This is a genomic window from Mycobacterium decipiens (assembly GCF_963853665.1).
Taxonomy (GTDB): Bacteria; Actinomycetota; Actinomycetes; order Mycobacteriales; family Mycobacteriaceae; genus Mycobacterium; species Mycobacterium decipiens.
Genome location: NZ_OY970459.1, coordinates 3,523,631 through 3,542,776, shown reverse-complemented (window position 1 = coordinate 3,542,776; position 19,146 = coordinate 3,523,631). Strand labels below are relative to the sequence as shown.

Here is a 19,146-nt window from a genome sequence, read left to right as displayed (position 1 = left end):
ATTCCTACGCCACGAACCGCATCGGTGGATCACGGCTACGCCAGCATCTGATGACATGAATCAACGGGAGCGCCGAAGAGATGCTAGTGCGAATGCTTTCATGCGTCAATGCGTATTTTGTCGTATGTCGATGCGTATCTTGTCGTGGCGCAATGCGTATTTGCTGTGGCAGCACGGATTTTGGCGGACACGGCGTGAGAAGAAGTGTTAGTGTCGCCGCTATGCTGTTGGCAGCCTTGCGTGATATGCAATGGCGAGTGCGGCGCCTTGTTGTCGCGGTCGTTAGCACCGGACTGATCTTCGCAATGACGCTCGTATTGACCGGACTTGCACACGGATTTCGGGTGCAGGCGCAGCGAACCGTTGATTCCTTGGGGGTCGACGCCTTCGTGGTCAAGAGTGGCGCGTCCGGACCGTTCCTCGGTGCGACACCTTTTCCGCCAGTGGATGTGAGCCGGGTAGCTAGTATGCCCGGTGTCATGACGGCAGTTCCGATGGCGTGCGCACCGACGACGATCAGAGAGGGCTCGTCAACGCAAAACGCCACGGCTTTCGGGGCCCCGGAGCGCGGACCCGGCATGCCGCGGATCACGCAGGGGCGGGCACCATCGACGCCGGACGAGGTTGCTGTGTCGAGCACACTGGGCCGCCAGGTGGGCGACGAGGCACAGGTCGGTTCGCGCACCTTGCGGATCGTCGGCGTCGTGCCCAATTCCATGGCACTACCGAAGACGCCCAACGTCTTTCTTACCAACGAGGGCCTGCAAAGGCTGGCCTACAACGGCCAGGCAATGATCACGTCGATCGGGATCAAAGGCGTAGCTGAACGGCTCCCAAACGGCTATCAATCCCTCGACAAATCGGCTGGTGTCAACGACCTGATGCGCCCGCTGAAGGTTGCGGTGGATGCGATCACGCTCATGGCGGTTCTGCTGTGGATCGTGGCGGTGCTGATCGTCGGATCGGCAGTGTATCTTTCCGCACTCGAGCGCTTGCGTGACTTTGCGGTATTCAAAGCGACGGGTGTGCCGACGCGGTCGATTCTGGCCGGGCTGGCGCTGCAGGCGGTGGTCGTTGCGCTGCTCGCGGCGGTGGTGGGCATCATCCTTTCGTGGGGATTGGCACCATTGTTCCCCGTGACTGTGGTGGTGCCTATGAATGGCTACATGGCGCTGCCGGTCATCGCGTGTGTGATCGGACTACTTGCCAGCATTGCTGGACTCAGACGGGCGGTGGCGGTAGATCCGGCGATTGCGTTTGGAGGTCCCTGAATCATGGGTGATCTGAGCATTCAAGACCTTGTCGTCGAGTATTCCAGCGGTGGATACGCCGTGCGGCCGATTAATGGCTTGAGCTTGGAGGTTTCGGCTGGGTCGCTGGTAATCCTGCTTGGCCCAAGTGGCTGCGGGAAGACGACGTTGTTGTCCTGTCTGGGCGGGATTCTGCGTCCGAAGTCAGGGGCAATCAAGTTCGATGGTCGCGACATCACAGGACTCGAGGGCAGCGCGTTGGCAACGTACCGACGCGACACGGTCGGCATCGTGTTCCAGGCCTTCAATTTGGTGCCGAGCCTTACCGCCGTCGAGAACGTGACGATTCCGATGCGCGCGGCAGGTATGTCACGTGCATCCGCGCGTCGGCGCGCCGAGGAACTGTTGGCCCGGGTCAATCTCGCGGAGCGAATGAAGCACCGACCAGGTGACTTAAGCGGTGGGCAGCAGCAACGCGTTGCCGTCGCGCGCGCGATAGCACTGGATCCGCCGTTGATCCTGGCCGACGAACCGACCGCGCACCTCGACTTCATACAGGTAGAGGAGGTGCTGCGGCTGATCCGCTCGCTTGCGCAGGGCGAACGGGTGGTGGTGGTCGCCACCCACGATAGCCGCATGCTGCCAATGGCCGACCACGTCGTACAGCTGGTTCCCGCAAGCGCGCCGACGAAGCGGGAACCCGAGCTGGTGCACGTGAAAGCTGGTGAGGTGCTGTTCAAGCAATCCACAACGGGCGAACTGATCTACGTAATCTCCGACGGTGAATTTGAGATTGTGCGCGAATTGGCCGATGGTGGAGAGGAATTGGTAAAGGTGGCAGTGCCCGGAGACTACTTCGGCGAGATCGGTGTGCTGTGTCACCTACCGCGCTCGGCGACCGTGCGCGCCCGCACCGACGCGACAGCCATTGGTTACACGGCCCAGGCATTGCGCGAGCATTTCAGCGCGGCGGACCCGCGTGACTTGGTCGAACACCGCAAGCTTGGCGCGGCAGCAAAAATTGGCGGAAGGTCTCGCGAATCCGTTGGTAGGTCGGGGTAGCAGGATCACCCCTCGTGAGCGCCAACCGGCAGCTGTCCAGGCGGCGTCGTTCTGAAGAACGAGCTGCGCTGCGGAGGATTCCGCTACTCGCTGACATCGATAACGAACAACTCGATCGACTCCTGGGAGCCCTAGATCGCCGCCACATCCCTGCCAGCGAGTGGCTCTTTCGCGCCGGAGATCCATCGAACACCATTTATGTCGTTGACTATGGGCGGTTCATAGCTGTTGGCGCCGACGGACAGGTGATTCGTGAGATGGCATCCGGTGATTCAATCGGAGAGTTGGGCGTAATCGCCGGCACTGCCCGCTCGGCCGGCGTACAGGCTCTTAGAGATAGCGTCGTCTGGGGAATAGCCGCTGACGCATTCCGCGCGGTTCTGGCAACGACTCCGCGACTGCAATTGGTGATGCTGCGAGCGATGGCGATGATGCTTCGCGAGTCACGATCTCGGAACGCCTCTGGTCGTCCGCGGGTCATCGGCATACTGTCGGCTGGGAGTGCCGCCCCGGTTGGCCAGATCGCCGACACAATGGCGACCCAATTGCGCTCCTACGGTAAGGTCGCCGTGATCGCTGCGCCTACGAGCATAAGCAATGCAGCCGAGAATTTCAGTGAGCTCGTTGGAGCGTTTAGTGAGAGCCTCGGTCGAGCGGAGCGGAGCAACGACTGGGTCTTGGTAGTGGCCGACCGAGATGCAGGGGATCTCTGGCGACGACAGGTCGCCGCGCAATGTGATCGGCTCGTGGTCTTGGTGGACGAAACCCGTCCTCCTAAAGCGATCGGCCTACTGCCGAAGCGAGGGCCAGTACACCTGATGACGTGCACGGCAGATCCTGGTCCGAGCTGGTGGGATCTGCCACAGGTGGTGTCGCATCACCCCGCCAACGACGATGGTATCGGCGCTCTAATCCGCAGAATCGCCGGCCGGTCCCTAGGTCTCGTGATGGCAGGTGGCGGAGCGCGGGGACTCACGCATTTCGGTGTCTACGAAGAACTCACCCGGGCAGGCGTCGTTATCGATCGATTTGGCGGAACGAGTTCCGGTGCTATCGCCGCTGCGGCCTTCGCGCTCGGAATGGACGCCCAGGATGCGATAACGATCGGACGAGAGTTCATTGCACAAAACAACCCACTCGGCGACTACACGATCCCTGCGGTTGCCTTAACGCGCGGGCGGCGCGTGGAGCTCCTGGCAGAGCGGATCTGCGGCGAGACTTTAATCGAGCATCTACCAAAGGCGTTCTTTTGCGTCTCTGCGGACATGATCACAGGTGATCAGATTATCCATCGGCGCGGCCCTCTCGGGACGGCCGTGCGCGCATCGATCTCGATCCCCGGTATCCTTCCGCCAGTTCAACGTGGTGACGAGATCCTCGTCGACGGTGGCCTGTTGAACAACCTCCCGGCAGACGTGATGTGCGCCGACCCAGACGGTGAAGTCATATGTGTCGATCTGCGGCGAAAGTACGTGCCGTCGAAGGGCTTTGGTTTGCTGCCACCGATTGTTCCACTTCCTGGGTTCGTCCGGCGGCTCTTGACGGGCACGGACGTCGCCCTACCACCACTGCAAGAGACACTACTGCGCGCCTTCGAACTCGCGGCCTCCAGTGCGAACCCGCGTGAGCTCCCTCGTGTTGCTGCCGTAATCGAGCCGGATGTCTCAGCAATCGGTCCACTTGACTTCGATCAGATCGATGCCGCCCTGGATGCCGGACGGATCGCAACCCGATCAGCCCTCAAGGCATATCCACAACTTGTTGGCTGAGCCCGTGCCCCAACGGCTCAAGGAGGTTGAGCGGGAGAATCAGCGGCTTAGCAGCCGGTAGCGGAGCGGGCTAGTCGGCTTATCCGCGATGTGTTCCGCTTCCAGGCTAGTGTCTTGTTCATGCCCGCAAGTGAAGGCACACGAGATTGGGTGCGGCCGGCTTACTTACGTGCGGCTGGTTAGCGCCTCGTTTGTGGCCAGCGCTTGCGCAACGCCTGAAACGATTGCTGAAACTTTCAGCGCTTCAAGGATCACCTCTCGGTCCACACCTTCCTCGCGCAGCGTGTGCTCATGGGCGACGAGGCAATGCGAGCACCCGTTAATCGAGGACACTGCGAAGGACCACAGCTCGAAATTGGCTTTCTGCACGCCCGGATTGGCGATGATGTTCATCCGCAGTCCGGGCCGCAGGTCGTCGTACCGGCCCTCAAGGAAGCCGCGGCCACGGTAGAACACGTTGTTCATGCCCATTATGGCCGCGGCTCCGAGAGCCGCGTGGCGGGCCTCAGCCGACAGATGATCGGCCGCTTCAGCGCCAATGTCAGCCAATACCTGCGGATTTCGTGTCGCTGCGGCGCTGGCTAGCAGGGTTCCCCACAGCTGCTCCTGGTCGAGCACGCTGCTGCGGGTGATTGAGCTCAGGTTGAGCTTGATGTCCTTGGCGTACTCAGGTAGCGCGGCCTTGAGATCTTCTACGCTCATGATTTCCCTGCCAACCAGATCCGCGTTATGCCGAAGCCCTGAGGAGTTCGCCAGCGTCTAGCGTCGGGTCGCCCTTGCGCCAGTTGCATGCACAAAGCTCGTCGGATTGGAGGGCGTCGAGGACTCGCAGCACCTCATCGACGTTGCGTCCCACCGAACCGGCGGTGGCCGAGACGAACTGGATCTCGTTGTTGGGGTCGACGATAAAGGTGACGCGGTCGGCCACACCGTCGGCATTGAGGACGCCCGCGGCCTGGCTGAGTTCGCGCTTGATGTCCGAGAGCATCGGGAAGGGCAATGTCTTGAGGTCGTCGTGCTGTGCACGCCACTGGAAGTGCACGAATTCGCTGTCGATCGAAACCCCCAGGATCTGGGCGTCCCGGTCCTCGAACTCGTCGTTGAGCTTGCCGAACGCCGCAATCTCGGTTGGGCACACGAACGTGAAGTCCTTCGGCCAGAAGAACACCACCCGCCACTTGCCCGGGTGCTCGTCACTGGTGATGGTGGCGAAGTAGTCACCGGGTTGCTTGGCGTCGACCTTGGACAGGTCACCGCCGATCAGCGCGGTGAGCTGGTAGGCGGGGAACTGATCGCCAATGGTTAGCAGTGGCATGACTCTCCTCATCTCAAAGCGGGCAATACATCTGGTAGCGACACTCCATCGTGCCGTGAAGTCGCCGTCAGGCAAAGGTGATATATCCCACTATATTTATCGATATGACCGATAAGAGATATCAGCCTACTTTGGCCGGGCTTCGCGCATTCGCCGCGGTGGCGGCAAAGCAGCACTTCGGCAGTGCCGCAGGTGTTCTCGGTGTCAGTCAGTCGACGCTGTCGCAGGCGTTGGCCGGGCTGGAAACCGGCCTCGGCGTCCACCTGGTCGAGCGGTCGACGCGGCGAGTCTTCTTGACAACGGAGGGTAGACGGTTGCTGCCTCACGCCCAAGCGGCGATCGAGGCTGTTGAAGCGTTCACCGCCGCCGCGGCCGGGGCGTCCGATCCGCTACAAGGCAGCATGCGCCTCGGCCTGATCCCGACAGTGGCGCCATACGTGCTGCCGACGATCTTGACCGGGCTTGCGCTGCAGCTCCCGGCGTTGGTCTTGCAAGTCGTCGAAGATCAGACCAATCGCCTGTTGGCGGCCTTGCGTGAAGGGGCATTGGAGGCAGCCCTGATCGCCTTGCCCGCCGATGTCAGTGGGGCCATCGAGATACCGATCTATGAAGAAGAGTTCGTCCTTGCCCTCCCCCCAGGGCATCGTCTTTCGGGCAAGCGGCGTGTGTCGCTGACCGCGCTGTCCGAACTGCCATTGCTGTTACTCGATGAGGGGCACTGCCTACGCGACCAGACGCTCGATGTCTGCCGTAAGGCAGGTGTGCGGGCCGAGCTGGCCAACACCCGGGCGGCGTCGCTGGCCACCGCCGTGCAGTGCGTGACCGGCGGACTGGGGGTGACGCTGATTCCGCAGACCGCGGTCCCCGTCGAGACCACGCGAAGCCGGCTTGAAGTGGCCCAATTTGCCGCCCCCCGCCCAGCGCGACGAATCGGCTTGGTGTTTCGCTCTTCTAGTGGCCGCGAGGAGTCCTACCAGCGCCTCGCTGGGATTATCGGCGAGCTGGTCAGAAATGACCACCACGTGCGCCTGATCGCATAGCAACTACCCAACCGGATGGCTGACCACCCACCCGGAACGGGCCGTCTTACCTGGCCAGCGCAAGCCCGTTACCCTGGGGTAATGAGTGTGCAAGCACCGTCGCTTCCCGACTTGCGCCAAGAGGTGCACGACGCCGCGCGCCGGGCCCGGGTGGCCGCCCGCCGGCTGGCATCGCTGCCGACAGCGGTCAAGGACCGCGCGCTGCATGCGGCTGCCGACGAGATCCTGGCGCACTCCGATCAGATCCTGGCCGCCAACGCCGAAGACCTGAACGCGGCGCGGGACGCGGACACCCCTGCGGCAATGCTCGACCGGCTGGCCCTGAACCCGCAACGCATCGACGGAATCGCCGCCGGCCTGCGGCAGGTGGCGGGACTGCGCGATCCGGTCGGCGAAGTACTGCGCGGCTACACGCTGCCCAACGGGCTTGCGCTGCGCCAGCAGCGCGTGCCGCTCGGCGTGGTCGGCATGATTTACGAGGGCCGCCCCAACGTCACCGTCGATGCCTTCGGGTTGACGCTCAAGTCGGGCAATGCCGCACTGTTACGCGGCAGCTCCTCGGCGGCTCGGTCCAACGAAGCTCTGGTCAAGGTGTTGCGTACCGCGCTGGTCGGTCAGGATTTGCCCGCCGACGCCGTCCAGCTACTGTCGTCTGCCGACCGGTCCACCGTCACCCACCTGATTCAGGCTCGCGGCTTGGTCGACGTGGTGATTCCGCGCGGGGGAGCGGGCCTGATCGAGGCGGTCGTGCGTGATGCGCAGGTGCCCGCCATCGAGACCGGCGTCGGCAATTGTCATGTCTATGTGCACGAGGCCGCCGACCTGGACGTCGCCGAACGCGTCCTGCTGAACTCCAAGACCCGCCGGCCCAGCGTCTGCAACGCCGCCGAGACGCTGCTGGTCGATGCGGCGATCGCCGCGCGAGCGTTGCCCCGCTTGCTGGCTGCTCTGCAAGACGCGGGTGTCACGGTGCACATGGACCCCGACGACGCCGACCTGCGCCGCGAATACCTTTCGATGGATATCGCGGTGGCTGTGGTCGACGGTGTCGATGCTGCGATCGCCCACGTCAGCGAGTACGGCACCGGACACACCGAAGCAATTGTGACCACCGATCTTGCTGCCGCCCAACGATTTACCGAACAGGTCGATGCCGCCGCGGTAATGGTCAACGCGTCCACGGCGTTTACCGACGGCGAGCAGTTCGGCTTCGGGGCCGAGATCGGCATCTCCACCCAGAAGCTGCATGCGCGCGGCCCGATGGGACTGCCGGAACTGACCTCGACCAAGTGGATCGCGTGGGGTGCTGGCCACACGCGCCCGGCCTGACCCCCTTTTGCAAGAGGAGACCCGATCGTGACCGTGCCCGCCCGGCCCATGCCGCTGTTTGCCGACATCGCCGACGTCTCGCGACGTCTGGCCGAGACGGGTTACCTGCCCGACACCGGCACGGCGACCGCGGTCTTTCTCGCCGACCGGCTCGGTAAGCCGCTGCTGGTGGAGGGTCCGGCCGGGGTCGGCAAGACCGAACTGGCGCGCGCCGTCGCGCAGGCAACCGGATCCGGACTGGTCCGGCTGCAGTGCTACGAGGGCGTCGACGAAGCTCGCGCGCTGTATGAGTGGAACCACGCCAAGCAGATCCTGCGCATTCAGGCCGGCTCCGTGGACGGGAGTGATTGGGACCGCACAAAGGATGACGTGTTCAGCGAGGAATTCCTGCTGCAGCGTCCGCTGCTGACCGCCATCCGGCGCACCGAGCCCACGGTGCTGTTGATCGACGAAACGGACAAGGCGGACATCGAGATCGAAGGCCTGCTGCTGGAGGTGCTGTCCGACTTCGCGGTGACCGTACCCGAACTGGGCACCCTGACCGCAACCCGGGCGCCGTTCGTGCTGCTGACCTCCAACGCCACCCGCGAACTGTCCGAAGCGCTCAAGCGTCGCTGCCTGTACTTGCACATCGACTTCCCGACCCCCGAGCTGGAGCGCCGTATCCTGCTATCCCGGGTGCCCGAGCTGCCCGAACACCTCGCCGAGGAATTGGTGCGCATCATCGGCGTGCTGCGTGGCATGCAGCTCAAGAAGCTGCCGTCGATCGCCGAGACCATCGACTGGGGCCGCACTGTGCTGGCGCTGGGATTGGACACCATCGACGACGCGGTCGTCGCGGCCACACTCGGTGTGGTGCTCAAACACCAGTCCGACCAGCAACGCGCCAGCGGCGAACTCCGGCTGAACTAATGGGGCTCAACTGATGGCCACTCGCCGCATCCGTCCCACCCGGCCGCTCGCCCCGCACGGGCTGCCCGGTCACTTGGTTGGCTTCGTCGAAGCGCTTCGCGGGAGCGGGATTTCGGTGGGCCCGTCGGAGACGGTGGACGCCGGCCGGGTGATGGCCACCCTGGGCCTGGGCGATCGTGAGGTACTGCGCGAGGGTATCGCCTGTGCGGTGTTGCGCCAGCCCGACCATCGCGATACCTACGACGCCATGTTCGATCTATGGTTTCCCGCGGCACTGGGTGCGCGCGCCGTGGTTACCGAGGACGATGCAGTGGCAGTCGACGCGTCCCTGCCGCCCGACGATGTTGAGGCGATGCGGCAGATGCTGCTGGATCTGCTCGGAAGCAACGAAGACCTGGCCGACCTGGACGAGCGGTTGGTGGCGATGATCGCCAGGATCGTTGAGGCCTACGGCAAGTACAGCTCCAGCCGCGGTCCGTCGTTCTCGTCGTATCAGGCGCTCAAGGCTATGGCGCTGGACGAACTGGAGGGCAAGCTGCTGGCGGGCCTGCTCGCTCCCTACGGCGACGAGCCCACGCCCACCCAGGAGCAGATCGCCAAAGCGCTTGCCGCACAAAAGATCGCGCAGCTGCGCAAAATGGTCGACGCCGAGACCAAGCGTCGCACTGCCGAGCAACTGGGCCGCGACCACGTCCAGATGTACGGGATTCCACAGCTTTCCGAGAATGTCGAGTTCCTGCGTGCCTCCGGTGAGCAGCTGCGCCAGATGCGCCGGGTGGTGGCCCCACTGGCCCGCACGCTGGCGACCCGGTTGGCGGCCCGGCGCCGCCGCGCCCGGGCGGGCTCGATCGATCTGCGCAAGACGCTGCGTAAGTCGATGTCCACCGGTGGCGTGCCGATCGATGTGGTATTGCACAAGCCTCGCCCGGCGCGTCCGGAACTGGTGGTGTTTTGCGACGTTTCCGGTTCCGTCGCCGGGTTCAGCCACTTCACCTTGCTGCTGGTACACGCCCTGCGCCAACAGTTTTCACGGGTTCGGGTATTTGCCTTCGTCGACACCACCGACGAGGTGACCCACATGTTTTCCCCCGATGCCGACCTGGCCGTGGCGATCCAGCGGATCACCAGGGAGGCCGGTGTGTATGCCCGCGATGGTCATTCCGACTACGGCAATGCCTTCGTCTCGTTCATGCAGGGTTTCCCAAATGTGCTGTCGCCGCGCAGCTCGCTGCTGGTGCTCGGCGATGGGCGTACCAACTATCGCAACCCGGCCAGCGACGTGCTAGCCGACATGGTGACCGCGAGTAGGCACGCGCACTGGCTCAATCCGGAGCCTAGGCATCTATGGGGCAGCGGTGACTCGGCGGTGCCGCGCTACCAGGAGGTGATCACGATGCACGAATGCCGGTCCGCCAAACAGCTGGCCGCGGTGATCGACCAGCTGCTGCCGGTCTAGCAAATCCAATCCGGTCGGGTCGGCCTACCGCGTCTTCCGGAACACCAGCCAGCGCATTTCGATCGGGCACTTCTCCGGTTGGATGGTGAACACGTCGAGGCCGCGGACCCAATCGGCATACCAACTCGTGGGTGGCCAGGCGCCGGGAGGCAGGTGAGTTTTCTCGTAGTCGTATACGGAGTCATCGGCAATCAGTTCGAGGGGTAGGCCAGCCGCCGCGGTTGACATCTCGCCCCGCGAGCACATGCCGGTATACATTTGCTGCCCGAACTCCCGCGCGGCTTGGTCGGGCACGTAGGCCCCAGTGCCGAGGAAGGCGTTGAACACCAGGTGGCCACCGGGAGCGAGGCACTGAGCAGCCAGCTCGAACAGACTGCGCAACTGCTGCGTCGTCCGGAAGTCAGGCACCACCTCGGATAGCACCATGAGCTGATAGTCCCGCCGCAGGTCATCCATCATCGAGAAGACGTCACGCATGATGACGCGCACGTCGAGGGCCTCCCGTTCGGCGTCGGCGCGAATGATGTCGGCGAACTTCGGGGTCATCTCCACCACGTCGACCGGGTGGCCGCGCCGCGCCAACGCAACCGCGTTGCGCCCCGTACCTGCGCCAATCTCGAGTACTCGATGCATCGCGGGATCGGCTGCTTCGTTGGCCAGCGCCCACACCCGAGCGTCAGGTTCGGTACCGAAGAGGGGTGGTTCGCGGGTGCTGATCCAGTTCTCGTACTCCTGGGCCACGGTCCGCCATTGGGCTCGGACTTGGTAGTGCAAGGTCGGGCCCATTGGGGCGTTGTATGAGATGACGATGGTCGAACGCTGGGAGGCCGCGTAGGCCTCAGCCAACTGGCCCTCGAGCACCTTGCGAAGATGAGCAAGCTCTTCGTCGGAAAACTTCCTGCCCACACCCGCGAAGAGGCCGTCACACATCCTCACGTACTCGTCGAGCATGCTCGGCACGGCCGGCAGCGTGATCTCGGCCTTGACCACCGATCGGGTGTAGAACCGCCGGGCCATGGCCTCCTTCGCCAACTGTGTCGACTCGGCTGATTCGATCGGCAAATTGTCCACAGACCCCTTTTACACGACCGAGCCCGCCGCCGGGCCCGATTGGCCGTCGGCTCAGCAACTCGACGTCCACATCAAGAGCGCGCCCATATCTGAAGGCGAGACCGAGCCGGCGGGCCACGTAGCACGTCGGTCACCGCCAGCTGAACTGCGGCAACATACTCCAGTAAGCTGGCAAACCGTGCAAACGGACCGTCGCAGGTTGGGAGTCATGGGTGGGACGTTCGACCCCATCCATTACGGCCACCTGGTTGCCGCCAGTGAGGTGGCCGACCTGTTCGATCTCGACGAAGTGGTATTCGTGCCCAGCGGCCAACCCTGGCAAAAGGGACGGGAGGTCTCCGCCGCCGAGGACCGCTATCTGATGACAGTGATCGCCACCGCCTCCAATCCCCGCTTCTCGGTGAGCCGGGTCGACATCGACCGCGGCGGGCCCACCTACACCAAGGACACCCTGCGCGAGCTGCACGCGCTTAACCCCGGCTCCGAGCTGTATTTCATCACCGGCGCCGACGCGCTGGCTTCCATCATGTCCTGGCAAGGCTGGGAGGAGCTGTTCGAGTTGGCTCGGTTCGTCGGGGTCAGCCGACCCGGCTACGAGCTGCACTACGATCACATCACCGACGTACTGGGTCAGTTGGCCAAGGACGCGTTGACTCTGGTCGAGATCCCGGCCCTGGCCATCTCGTCGACCGACTGCCGTCAGCGGGCCCGGCAGTCCCGGCCGCTGTGGTACCTGATGCCCGACGGCGTCGTGCAGTACGTCTCCAAGTGCCGGCTCTACCTTGGCCCAAGTGGCGCGGGCGCGCACTCAACGAACAGCCTGGCCGCCGGGAACAGCACATGACCGCCAACCAGGAAGCCGTCGACATGGCCACGGTGGCCGCCGTTGCGGCCGCTGCCAAGCTCGCCGACGACGTCGTGGTCATCGACGTCTCGGGGCAGCTGGTCATCACGGACTGCTTCGTCATCGCCTCGGGGTCCAATGAACGCCAGGTCAACGCCATCGTCGACGAGGTCGAGGAGAAGATGCGTCAGGCGGGTTACCGGCCGGCGCGCCGCGAGGGTGCCCGCGAAGGCCACTGGACGCTGTTGGATTACCGCGACATCGTGGTGCATATCCAGCATCAGGACGACCGCAACTACTACGCGCTGGACCGGTTGTGGGGTGACTGTCCGGTGGTGCCGGTGGAGTTGGCCGAGGGCACCGAGAACTCGGCGGGTGCGCAATGAGGGTGCGGCGGCTGGTGATGTTGCGGCACGGGCAGACCGATTACAACCTCGGTAGCCGGATGCAGGGGCAACTGGACACCGAGTTGAGTGACCTGGGCCGCACCCAGGCGGTCGCGGCCGCCGAGGTGCTGGGCAAGCTGCAGCCACTGCTTATCGTGTCGTCGGACCTGCGGCGCGCCTACGACACGGCGATCAAGCTGGGCGAGCAGACCGGGCTCGCGGTCCGGGTAGACCGCCGGTTGCGGGAGACGCATCTTGGCGATTGGCAGGGCTTGACCCACGCCCAGATCGACGCCGATGCGCCGGGTGCCCGGTTGGCGTGGCGTGAGGACGCGACCTGGGCGCCGCACGGCGGGGAGAGCCGGATCGACGTGGCCGCCCGAAGTCGGCCATTGGTTGCCGAGTTGGTCACCAGTGAGCCGGAATGGGGTGGCGCAGGCGAGCCGGACCGGCCGGTGGTGCTGGTGGCCCACGGGGGGTTGATCGCAGCCTTGTCGGCCGCACTGCTGAAGTTGCCGGTCGCCAACTGGCCGGCTCTGGGCGGCATGGGCAATGCCAGTTGGGTGCAATTGAGTGGCCATTCTGCGGACATGGACGATTCATGCGCCGAATTTGACCGCAGCCTTGACAGTATCCGGTGGCGTCTGGACGTGTGGAATGCTTCGGCACAGGTCTCCAACGATGTCCTCTAACTGCGGGGTGAAGCCCATACTGTTGGTCTTCGCCGACTCGCTGGCCTACTACGGCCCCACCGGTGGCCTTCCCGCCGATGACCCCCGCATCTGGCCCAATATTGTCGCCTCCCAACTAGGTTGGGATCTGGAGCTGATCGGTCGCATTGGCTGGACCTGCCGGGACGTCTGGTGGGCGGCGACCCAGGACCCGAGATCCTGGGCGGCGTTACCCCGGGCCGGGGCGGTAATCTTCGCCACTAGCGGGATGGATTCGTTGCCGTCGGTATTGCCGACCGCACTTCGTGAACTCATCCGCTATGTTCGTCCGCCCTGGCTACGACGGTGGGTCCGCGACGGCTACGCCTGGGTGCAACCGCGTCTTTCGCCAGTGGCGCGGGCGGCATTGCCACCGCATCTGACCGCGGAATACCTTGAACAGACCCGTGGTGCAATCGATTTCAACCGGCCAGGCATCCCGATCATCGCGTCGCTGCCGTCCGTGCATATTGCCGAGACGTACGGCAAGGCGCACCGCGGGCGTGCGGGCACCGTTGCGGCGATCACGAAATGGGCGCAGCAGCGCGATATTCCCTTGGTGGATCTGAAATCCGCTGTTGCCGAACAGATTATGGGCGGGCGTGGCAATCCGGACGGGATCCACTGGAATTTTGAGGCGCACCATGCGGTTGCGGACCTGATGCTCAAGGCACTGGCCGAAGCCGGGGTGCCGAGCGAGAAATCGCGCGGCTGAAGATCGGTGACTACGCCGGCGAGGATGCAGAGCGTAGCGAGGGGGAGGAGCGGCGACCGTGACCGTGGTGGTGGTGACCGATGTGTCGGCGCAATTGCCTGCCGACCTGCGCGAAAAATGGTCGATCCGCCAGGTTCCACTGCACATCTTGCTGGACGGCCTCGACCTGTGCGACGGAGTGGACGAGATACCCGAAGATATCCACAGGCGTCATGCCACGACCGCGGGGGCGACGCCGGCTGAGCTGTGCGCGGCCTACCGGCGGGCGTTGGCGGACAGCTGTGGCGACGGGGTAGTGGGGGTGCACATTTCGTCTGCGCTTTCCGGCACCTTCCGCGCCGCCGAGCTAACCGCGGGAGAAGTCGGGCCGGCCGTTAGGGTTATCGACTCGAAGTCGGCCGCGATGGGCACCGGTTTCGTTGCGCTGGCCGCTGCGCGCGCGGCCGCAGCAGGCCGTGACATGGATACCGTTGCGCGCGTTGCGAGCGCCGCGGTGAGCCGCACTCATGCGTTCATCGTCGTGCACCGGTTGGACAACCTGCGCCGTAGCGGGCGCATCGGTGGGGCCAAGGCATGGTTGGGCACTGCGCTGGCGCTCAAACCACTGTTGCGCGTCGACGACGGCAAACTTGTTCTGGCCCAACGGGTTCGAACTGTCAGAAGCGCGGTGGCCGTGATGATCGACCGGGTTTGTGAGGTGGTGGGCGAGAGCCCCGCCGCCCTCGCGGTGCACCACGTCGCCAACCCGGCAGCCGCGAACGAGGTGGCGGCGACGCTGGCGCGCCGGCTCCCGGCGTCCGAACCGGCGATCGTAACTCCTATGGGGCCGGTGCTCGCGCTGCACGTCGGTGCCGGAGCCGTCGCGGTGTGTCTGGAGGTGCGGGACGCTTCGTCGCGCGGGTAACCCAGCTGCGAAACTTGGCCAGGATATTCGCGGTGACGTTACGCTGGCGGGCCTAGGCCATCGCGGACCCAATTAACCAGGGCACGAACTGAATACAAGACCGTTCGCCTACACGAGGGAATTGGGTAGGTCACTCCCGGCAACGCCGGCTTGACTACCATCGCACGAACCAACGCCATCCCCATGGCGGAGACGCCATGCACTGGGCGACTTCACGCGGCATCTCTGCGTTAGCTAAGGCATAAAGCTGCTGTGCGGCCATGCCTCTCGGAAGAGAAGATCCATGGTGCTGGTGTCGCTGGAGCGATGCGGAATCGTGTTGAAGCCACCGTTGGAATTGATGTTTGCCATCCATGACTGGATCGGTCAATGTCGCGTTCGTTTCGACGATCTGACCAGCATGCGCGTCACCTACCGCATGCTCTGAGCAGCTAACGGGAACTCGCTTGGCCAGCTAACTGCGCTACCGCGTGGGCGCTGGCGCGAAACACCAACGCCCACAACGTACGTCCGATGAGCTCGATCACAGGCAGTTGCAGATCTATTCGACGTGTGTTTACTATCTGTTCACGTTGATGTCTGTAGTCAACGGTTCGCAGTGCTTAGTGAAGGGAAGTTTGTGCGACGCCACGCCTCTGGTGTGAGGTGCACCTTCCCGGGCTTAGGTCGCTGATGTCGCTGCACTACCAGCCATGCCCGGCTGAACGAAATGCACGCAATAGTGACGTGGTTAACAACGTGGTTAACACCGGCCACCGCTCTGTGCTCGGATCAACCAACCAACCGAAGTGTAATGAGAGGAATCACTGTAATGACAGGCAATTCGAAGAGCAAGTGTCGCGCCGCTGCGCGGCGGGGATCTGGCCGCAAGGTTGTCGCCCGGGTGGGTGGGCTCGCGGTCGGCCTTGGGGTTGGGCTGGCACTGGCCACCACACCGTGGGTGGCGAACGCCGCTCCCATGTTCGATGACACAAATGACGGTGTGTATGGCGAGTACGAAGCGGCCCCTAACGATATCGGTGGCTGGGTCAATGTTCCGGCAGAAGAAGCCGCTAACGGTGGCGATGATTGGGTCGATCTGGGTGACGAAATCGTTGATGACCAAGTCGAGGGGGCTGGCTATGCGGACGACGAGAACGGTGTCGACGACTGGATTGATGTCGCCGACGATATCGCGCCAGCCGCTGACAAAGTAGGCGCCGGCAACGATGTCGATGGCTGGATCGATCTGGGTGTTGACGAAATCGCCTACGGGGGAGACGAAGGCATGATTCAAGACACCGCAAACGATGAGGTGTACTGATAGGCGTTCATCGACGGCGATGACTGATTGGGGTTGACCCTTCTGGTGGGCATCCTTCCCGCGGGGCTACTGGTCCTGCGGGAAGGACGCCCGAATGGCGGGCGGTCGGACTACCACGCGAACGACGTTGGGATGGCAGCGCCAAGCGGATTGAGAACGCTTGCGCACAGTCCGTTAGGGCGCGTTCGGTGTGAAACATGTTGGCTGATTGTGTTTTTCATGCCGCGGCGACGACAACCCCGTTTCAGACCCTCGGCGCAGAACATTTCGCGCCGTTCCGAGCTTGCCAAGGCAACGGGCCGATACCGCGTCCACTTTCAGGTTGCTCACTGGCTCTGTTACCTGTCGATACCTTCGACCGCAGATGGGGTAGGCGAGATACCCCTCAGGTGAAATTGCGGCAGCCGCTGGGGCACTGACAACGTGCCCAACGCAAAAATTGCTGCAGCGCAAATTGTTTCGGCGACACAGTCCCAACGGGGCCGGCGAGTGCCCAGCACTGAAGATTTGGGCCAAGCTCTCCAGAGGTATCGAACTTGGCGCGAACTTGGCCGCATTTCACTGGCGCGCACCATGTTGTCTGACCACACCACGTGGTGTCCGACCTAACGCGTTCATGGGTCCGCTTGCGGCAACGAACCACTGACGTCGCCGAAACCACACCGCACCGCGCACTCAAGTTTGAAAGGCACTCAACGCTAACATGGCTTTCTTGCTAATGCCGCCGGAGGTCAACTCCGCGCTCATCTATGCCGGCCCGGGGTCGGACTCTCTGTGGGCCGCCGCGGCGGCCTGGGATGCGATATCAGGCGAATTGTGGACTACCGCCCAAGTATACCGCCACATGATCGCGGATTTGACCAGCTCTCATTGGCGAGGTCCCGCATCGGAATCCTTCATCACCGCGGTTAGCCCATATGTCGCATGGCTCAACACGACTGCCGAGCTCGCAAGACAGACCGCGATTCAAGCCGGCGCGGCCGCGATGGCATTTGAGCAGGCATTCATGATGACAGTTCCCCCGACGGAGGTCGCGGCCAACCGTGCCCTGTGCCAATTTCTGAAGGCAACCAACTTCGTCGGTCAAAACACCGCAGCCATCGCAACCGCCGAAGGCGACTATGCCGACATGTGGGCCAAAGACGTCACCGCAATGGCCGACTATGCGGTCGCCTCGGAGGCCGCTGGGACGCTAACCCCATTCGCCCCTCCACAACCTGGCATCAGCTCCAGCGGCTTAGCCGGCGAAGAAGCCGTCAGCGAAACTGCTAAAACCGCAGTCGAATCCACCGTTGCCAGCGCCACTCCGACCGGCGGCGCCCCGACCGGCGCCGCCCCGAGCGGTGCCGCCCCAACCAGCGCCGGTCCCAGCAGTGCGGTCGCCGCGGTCCCAAGCACTGCCGCCACCAAGGCTCCGGTCAAGGTGGGCAACAGCTCCAATACGCTCTGGCGGATCGTGAGGAAGGACTTCACCCTCCTCGAGGGCCTACACACTTGCTATTCGACGCTTGGCGCGGCCAACACCGCACAAATGATGTTTAACGGTGTGATTGGGGCCGGCAAAAGCCTGGGTGCTGTGCCTCATGCAGGACTGACCAAGGTCGCCCCGCTGCTGGGCTCGCCGCTGAACTCCGTCGGCAATGCATTCTCCGGCGAAGCCGCGGGGCTTGGCGGGCAAGTCTCAGCCGCCATGCGCAGTGCGGGTTCCATCGGGCAAATGTCGGTGCCTGCCGCCTGGAACGCACCAGCGCTAGCCACGGCCGAGACATTCCGGGCCACGCCGTTGACCTCACTAGCGGCCACAGACGCCATCGCACCTGCAGCATCCGGTATGCCCGGAATGCCCGGCACACCCCTATCGGGGGCAGGGCATCTGGGAACTCTGCCCCGATACGGCACAAAACTCACCGTCATGGCACGTCCCTTTGCCGGGGGATAACGGCGAAGCGCTTCATTTTCCTGCTCCAACAACTGGTTCCGGCGGCGCAGCTCCCGCGGCTCAGCCGATTCACGCTAGACGGCCGCGCGGCCGGTGATTGGCGGCAGATCGGCCAGCGTCACGATCCCGGGTTCGGCGGCGACCACCGCGGGAACCGCATTGGTGACCGGCAGCGCGGTGTAGATCATGCCCAGCCCCATGAACCCGGGCTCGGTCCAATCCTTTGGCGGCAGACAGTGAATCACGGTGCGCATGTTGGGCAGACCGAAAACCTGGATTACGTGGCCGTGCTCGAGCGGTTTGGGCGGGACCACGTGATCGCCCATGGTCCAGTTGAATCCGACACTGACGACGTTGCGGTCGCCGGCCCAGCCGCGGTGGTAGCCGAACACGCCGCCGACGGTTCCGGCGGGGATTGTCATGAAGCCCAGATCGGTGTCGGCGGTGGCGGCGGTAAAGGTGACATCGAAGGTCATCCGGTCCAGCCGCGCTCCGATCGCATCGGCCATCATCGCCGCCGACTCGGCAAAGACTTCACTTTCTACCCGCACACTCTCGGCCAGCCCCGGGGTGTCGGGATCTTGTGAAAACCCCATTGCCGTCTGGGTTTGCGCCGACTCGTAGGTCGAGCAATCTACCGATTCGGTGATGCGGATCTCGTCGACCCGCTCGCAGGAAGCGCTCAGCACCATCCCGACCATGTTCGTCATCCCGGGATGGGCGCCGCTACCGAAGATCGTCGAGCCGCCGCGTTCGCAGGCGGCGATGATGCGTTCGCGGTCCGCAGGAGTCTGCTTGCCGCCGGTGATCCAGGCTGCGCTGGAGCACACATTGACTCCGGATTCCAGCAGTCGCACCAGTTCGTCGACGTTGGGCCATAGCGGGTTGTAGCAACACGCGTCGGCACCCAGCGCGAGCAACGCGTCGATGTCGTTGGTGGCGAATACGCCGGTCGGCTTCGGCCAGCCCGCCAGGTCGGCGGCGTCCAGACCGACCTTGTCGAGCCCATGCGCGTACACGCCGACGAGCTCCATGTCGAGTCTGCCGATGATGGCGTGCAACGATCGCCGCCCTATGTTGCCGGTGGTCCACTGGATTACGCGCAGCGGACGATCCGTGCTGGTTGCGCTCATCGGGGCTC

Annotated in this window: 19 protein-coding genes; 15 read left to right on the top strand and 4 right to left on the bottom strand. The window is 63.9% G+C overall.

Annotated elements, in window-relative coordinates; genetic code table 11:
- Positions 1-221 precede the first annotated feature (221 nt).
- The 3 genes from AADZ55_RS15585 to AADZ55_RS15575 are packed head-to-tail and all read left to right on the top strand — an operon-like array spanning position 222 to position 4,081.
- On the top strand, positions 222-1,271 hold the full coding sequence (locus AADZ55_RS15585) for an ABC transporter permease (protein WP_085324502.1): 1,050 nt from the start codon (positions 222-224) through the stop codon (positions 1,269-1,271).
- Positions 1,272-1,274: 3 nt separating this feature from the next.
- Positions 1,275-2,312: an ATP-binding cassette domain-containing protein gene (locus AADZ55_RS15580; RefSeq protein ID WP_085324503.1), complete on the top strand. Its 1,038-nt coding sequence runs from the start codon at positions 1,275-1,277 to the stop codon at positions 2,310-2,312.
- Positions 2,313-2,326: 14 nt separating this feature from the next.
- On the top strand, positions 2,327-4,081 hold the full coding sequence (locus AADZ55_RS15575) for a patatin-like phospholipase family protein (RefSeq protein ID WP_085324504.1): 1,755 nt from the start codon (positions 2,327-2,329) through the stop codon (positions 4,079-4,081).
- 165 nt (positions 4,082-4,246) lie between these two features.
- Here the strand turns inward: AADZ55_RS15575 and AADZ55_RS15570 are convergent, their stop codons facing one another.
- Together AADZ55_RS15570 and ahpC are read right to left on the bottom strand one after the other, a co-directional pair.
- Positions 4,247-4,783 carry an alkyl hydroperoxide reductase gene (locus tag AADZ55_RS15570; protein WP_085324505.1) on the bottom strand — a complete coding sequence of 179 codons (537 nt, stop codon included), beginning with the start codon at positions 4,781-4,783 and terminating at the stop codon, positions 4,247-4,249.
- A gap of 25 nt (positions 4,784-4,808) precedes the next feature.
- Entirely contained in the window at positions 4,809-5,396 is a 588-nt protein-coding gene (ahpC, locus tag AADZ55_RS15565; protein WP_085324506.1) for a peroxiredoxin AhpC, read from the bottom strand.
- A 104-nt stretch (positions 5,397-5,500) separates the two neighbouring features.
- Between ahpC and AADZ55_RS15560 the strand changes: the two genes are divergently transcribed.
- From AADZ55_RS15560 to AADZ55_RS15545, 4 genes are all read left to right on the top strand, one after another.
- Complete coding sequence (locus AADZ55_RS15560; protein WP_085324507.1) at positions 5,501-6,436, top strand: hydrogen peroxide-inducible genes activator; 936 nt, start codon at positions 5,501-5,503, stop codon at positions 6,434-6,436.
- A gap of 81 nt (positions 6,437-6,517) precedes the next feature.
- Positions 6,518-7,765: a glutamate-5-semialdehyde dehydrogenase gene (locus AADZ55_RS15555; protein WP_085324508.1), complete on the top strand. Its 1,248-nt coding sequence runs from the start codon at positions 6,518-6,520 to the stop codon at positions 7,763-7,765.
- 27 nt (positions 7,766-7,792) lie between these two features.
- Positions 7,793-8,677 (top strand): AAA family ATPase, encoded by an 885-nt coding sequence (locus AADZ55_RS15550; RefSeq protein WP_085324509.1) that lies wholly within the window; start codon positions 7,793-7,795, stop codon positions 8,675-8,677.
- A 13-nt stretch (positions 8,678-8,690) separates the two neighbouring features.
- Positions 8,691-10,133, top strand: a complete 1,443-nt coding sequence (locus AADZ55_RS15545; RefSeq protein ID WP_085324510.1) for a vWA domain-containing protein — start codon at positions 8,691-8,693, stop codon at positions 10,131-10,133.
- A gap of 24 nt (positions 10,134-10,157) precedes the next feature.
- On the opposite strand, the gene AADZ55_RS15540 is transcribed toward AADZ55_RS15545, so the two are convergent.
- Positions 10,158-11,204, bottom strand: a complete 1,047-nt coding sequence (locus AADZ55_RS15540; protein WP_085324511.1) for a class I SAM-dependent methyltransferase — start codon at positions 11,202-11,204, stop codon at positions 10,158-10,160.
- 178 nt (positions 11,205-11,382) lie between these two features.
- Between AADZ55_RS15540 and nadD the strand changes: the two genes are divergently transcribed.
- From nadD to AADZ55_RS15500, 8 genes are all read left to right on the top strand, one after another.
- Positions 11,383-12,048: a nicotinate-nucleotide adenylyltransferase gene (gene nadD / locus AADZ55_RS15535; protein ID WP_085324512.1), complete on the top strand. Its 666-nt coding sequence runs from the start codon at positions 11,383-11,385 to the stop codon at positions 12,046-12,048.
- Positions 12,045-12,434: a ribosome silencing factor gene (gene rsfS, locus AADZ55_RS15530; protein WP_085324513.1), complete on the top strand. Its 390-nt coding sequence runs from the start codon at positions 12,045-12,047 to the stop codon at positions 12,432-12,434. Before nadD ends, rsfS begins: the two co-directional genes overlap by 4 nt.
- Complete coding sequence (gpgP, locus tag AADZ55_RS15525; RefSeq protein ID WP_085324514.1) at positions 12,431-13,126, top strand: glucosyl-3-phosphoglycerate phosphatase; 696 nt, start codon at positions 12,431-12,433, stop codon at positions 13,124-13,126. Before rsfS ends, gpgP begins: the two co-directional genes overlap by 4 nt.
- A gap of 7 nt (positions 13,127-13,133) precedes the next feature.
- Positions 13,134-13,859 carry a diglucosylglycerate octanoyltransferase gene (octT, locus tag AADZ55_RS15520; RefSeq protein ID WP_423202319.1) on the top strand — a complete coding sequence of 242 codons (726 nt, stop codon included), beginning with the start codon at positions 13,134-13,136 and terminating at the stop codon, positions 13,857-13,859.
- 58 nt (positions 13,860-13,917) lie between these two features.
- Positions 13,918-14,763: a DegV family protein gene (locus AADZ55_RS15515; protein ID WP_085324516.1), complete on the top strand. Its 846-nt coding sequence runs from the start codon at positions 13,918-13,920 to the stop codon at positions 14,761-14,763.
- 283 nt (positions 14,764-15,046) lie between these two features.
- A complete protein-coding gene (locus AADZ55_RS15510) occupies positions 15,047-15,190 on the top strand; it encodes a hypothetical protein (protein ID WP_165759363.1) in 144 nt (47 codons plus the stop codon).
- 384 nt (positions 15,191-15,574) lie between these two features.
- Positions 15,575-16,066, top strand: coding sequence for a hypothetical protein (locus AADZ55_RS15505; protein ID WP_133056407.1), 492 nt, complete (start codon positions 15,575-15,577; stop codon positions 16,064-16,066).
- 703 nt (positions 16,067-16,769) lie between these two features.
- On the top strand, positions 16,770-18,005 hold the full coding sequence (locus AADZ55_RS15500; protein WP_085324518.1) for a PPE family protein: 1,236 nt from the start codon (positions 16,770-16,772) through the stop codon (positions 18,003-18,005).
- 74 nt (positions 18,006-18,079) lie between these two features.
- On the opposite strand, the gene AADZ55_RS15495 is transcribed toward AADZ55_RS15500, so the two are convergent.
- Complete coding sequence (locus AADZ55_RS15495) at positions 18,080-19,138, bottom strand: dihydrodipicolinate reductase (RefSeq protein WP_085324519.1); 1,059 nt, start codon at positions 19,136-19,138, stop codon at positions 18,080-18,082.
- Positions 19,139-19,146: the final 8 nt, after the last annotated feature.

What these genes read in the sequence shown, in the direction of transcription:
- AADZ55_RS15585 (WP_085324502.1), top strand. Translation starts at nt 222, where the DNA reads ATGCTGTTGGCAGCCTTGCGTGATATGCAATGGCGAGTGCGGCGCCTT.
- AADZ55_RS15580 (WP_085324503.1), top strand. Translation starts at nt 1,275, where the DNA reads ATGGGTGATCTGAGCATTCAAGACCTTGTCGTCGAGTATTCCAGCGGT.
- AADZ55_RS15570 (WP_085324505.1), bottom strand. Translation starts at nt 4,783, where the DNA reads ATGAGCGTAGAAGATCTCAAGGCCGCGCTACCTGAGTACGCCAAGGAC.
- ahpC (WP_085324506.1), bottom strand. Translation starts at nt 5,396, where the DNA reads ATGCCACTGCTAACCATTGGCGATCAGTTCCCCGCCTACCAGCTCACC.
- AADZ55_RS15560 (WP_085324507.1), top strand. Translation starts at nt 5,501, where the DNA reads ATGACCGATAAGAGATATCAGCCTACTTTGGCCGGGCTTCGCGCATTC.
- AADZ55_RS15555 (WP_085324508.1), top strand. Translation starts at nt 6,518, where the DNA reads ATGAGTGTGCAAGCACCGTCGCTTCCCGACTTGCGCCAAGAGGTGCAC.
- AADZ55_RS15545 (WP_085324510.1), top strand. Translation starts at nt 8,691, where the DNA reads ATGGCCACTCGCCGCATCCGTCCCACCCGGCCGCTCGCCCCGCACGGG.
- rsfS (WP_085324513.1), top strand. Translation starts at nt 12,045, where the DNA reads ATGACCGCCAACCAGGAAGCCGTCGACATGGCCACGGTGGCCGCCGTT.
- gpgP (WP_085324514.1), top strand. Translation starts at nt 12,431, where the DNA reads ATGAGGGTGCGGCGGCTGGTGATGTTGCGGCACGGGCAGACCGATTAC.
- AADZ55_RS15510 (WP_165759363.1), top strand. Translation starts at nt 15,047, where the DNA reads ATGGTGCTGGTGTCGCTGGAGCGATGCGGAATCGTGTTGAAGCCACCG.
- AADZ55_RS15505 (WP_133056407.1), top strand. Translation starts at nt 15,575, where the DNA reads ATGACAGGCAATTCGAAGAGCAAGTGTCGCGCCGCTGCGCGGCGGGGA.
- AADZ55_RS15500 (WP_085324518.1), top strand. Translation starts at nt 16,770, where the DNA reads ATGGCTTTCTTGCTAATGCCGCCGGAGGTCAACTCCGCGCTCATCTAT.
- AADZ55_RS15495 (WP_085324519.1), bottom strand. Translation starts at nt 19,138, where the DNA reads ATGAGCGCAACCAGCACGGATCGTCCGCTGCGCGTAATCCAGTGGACC.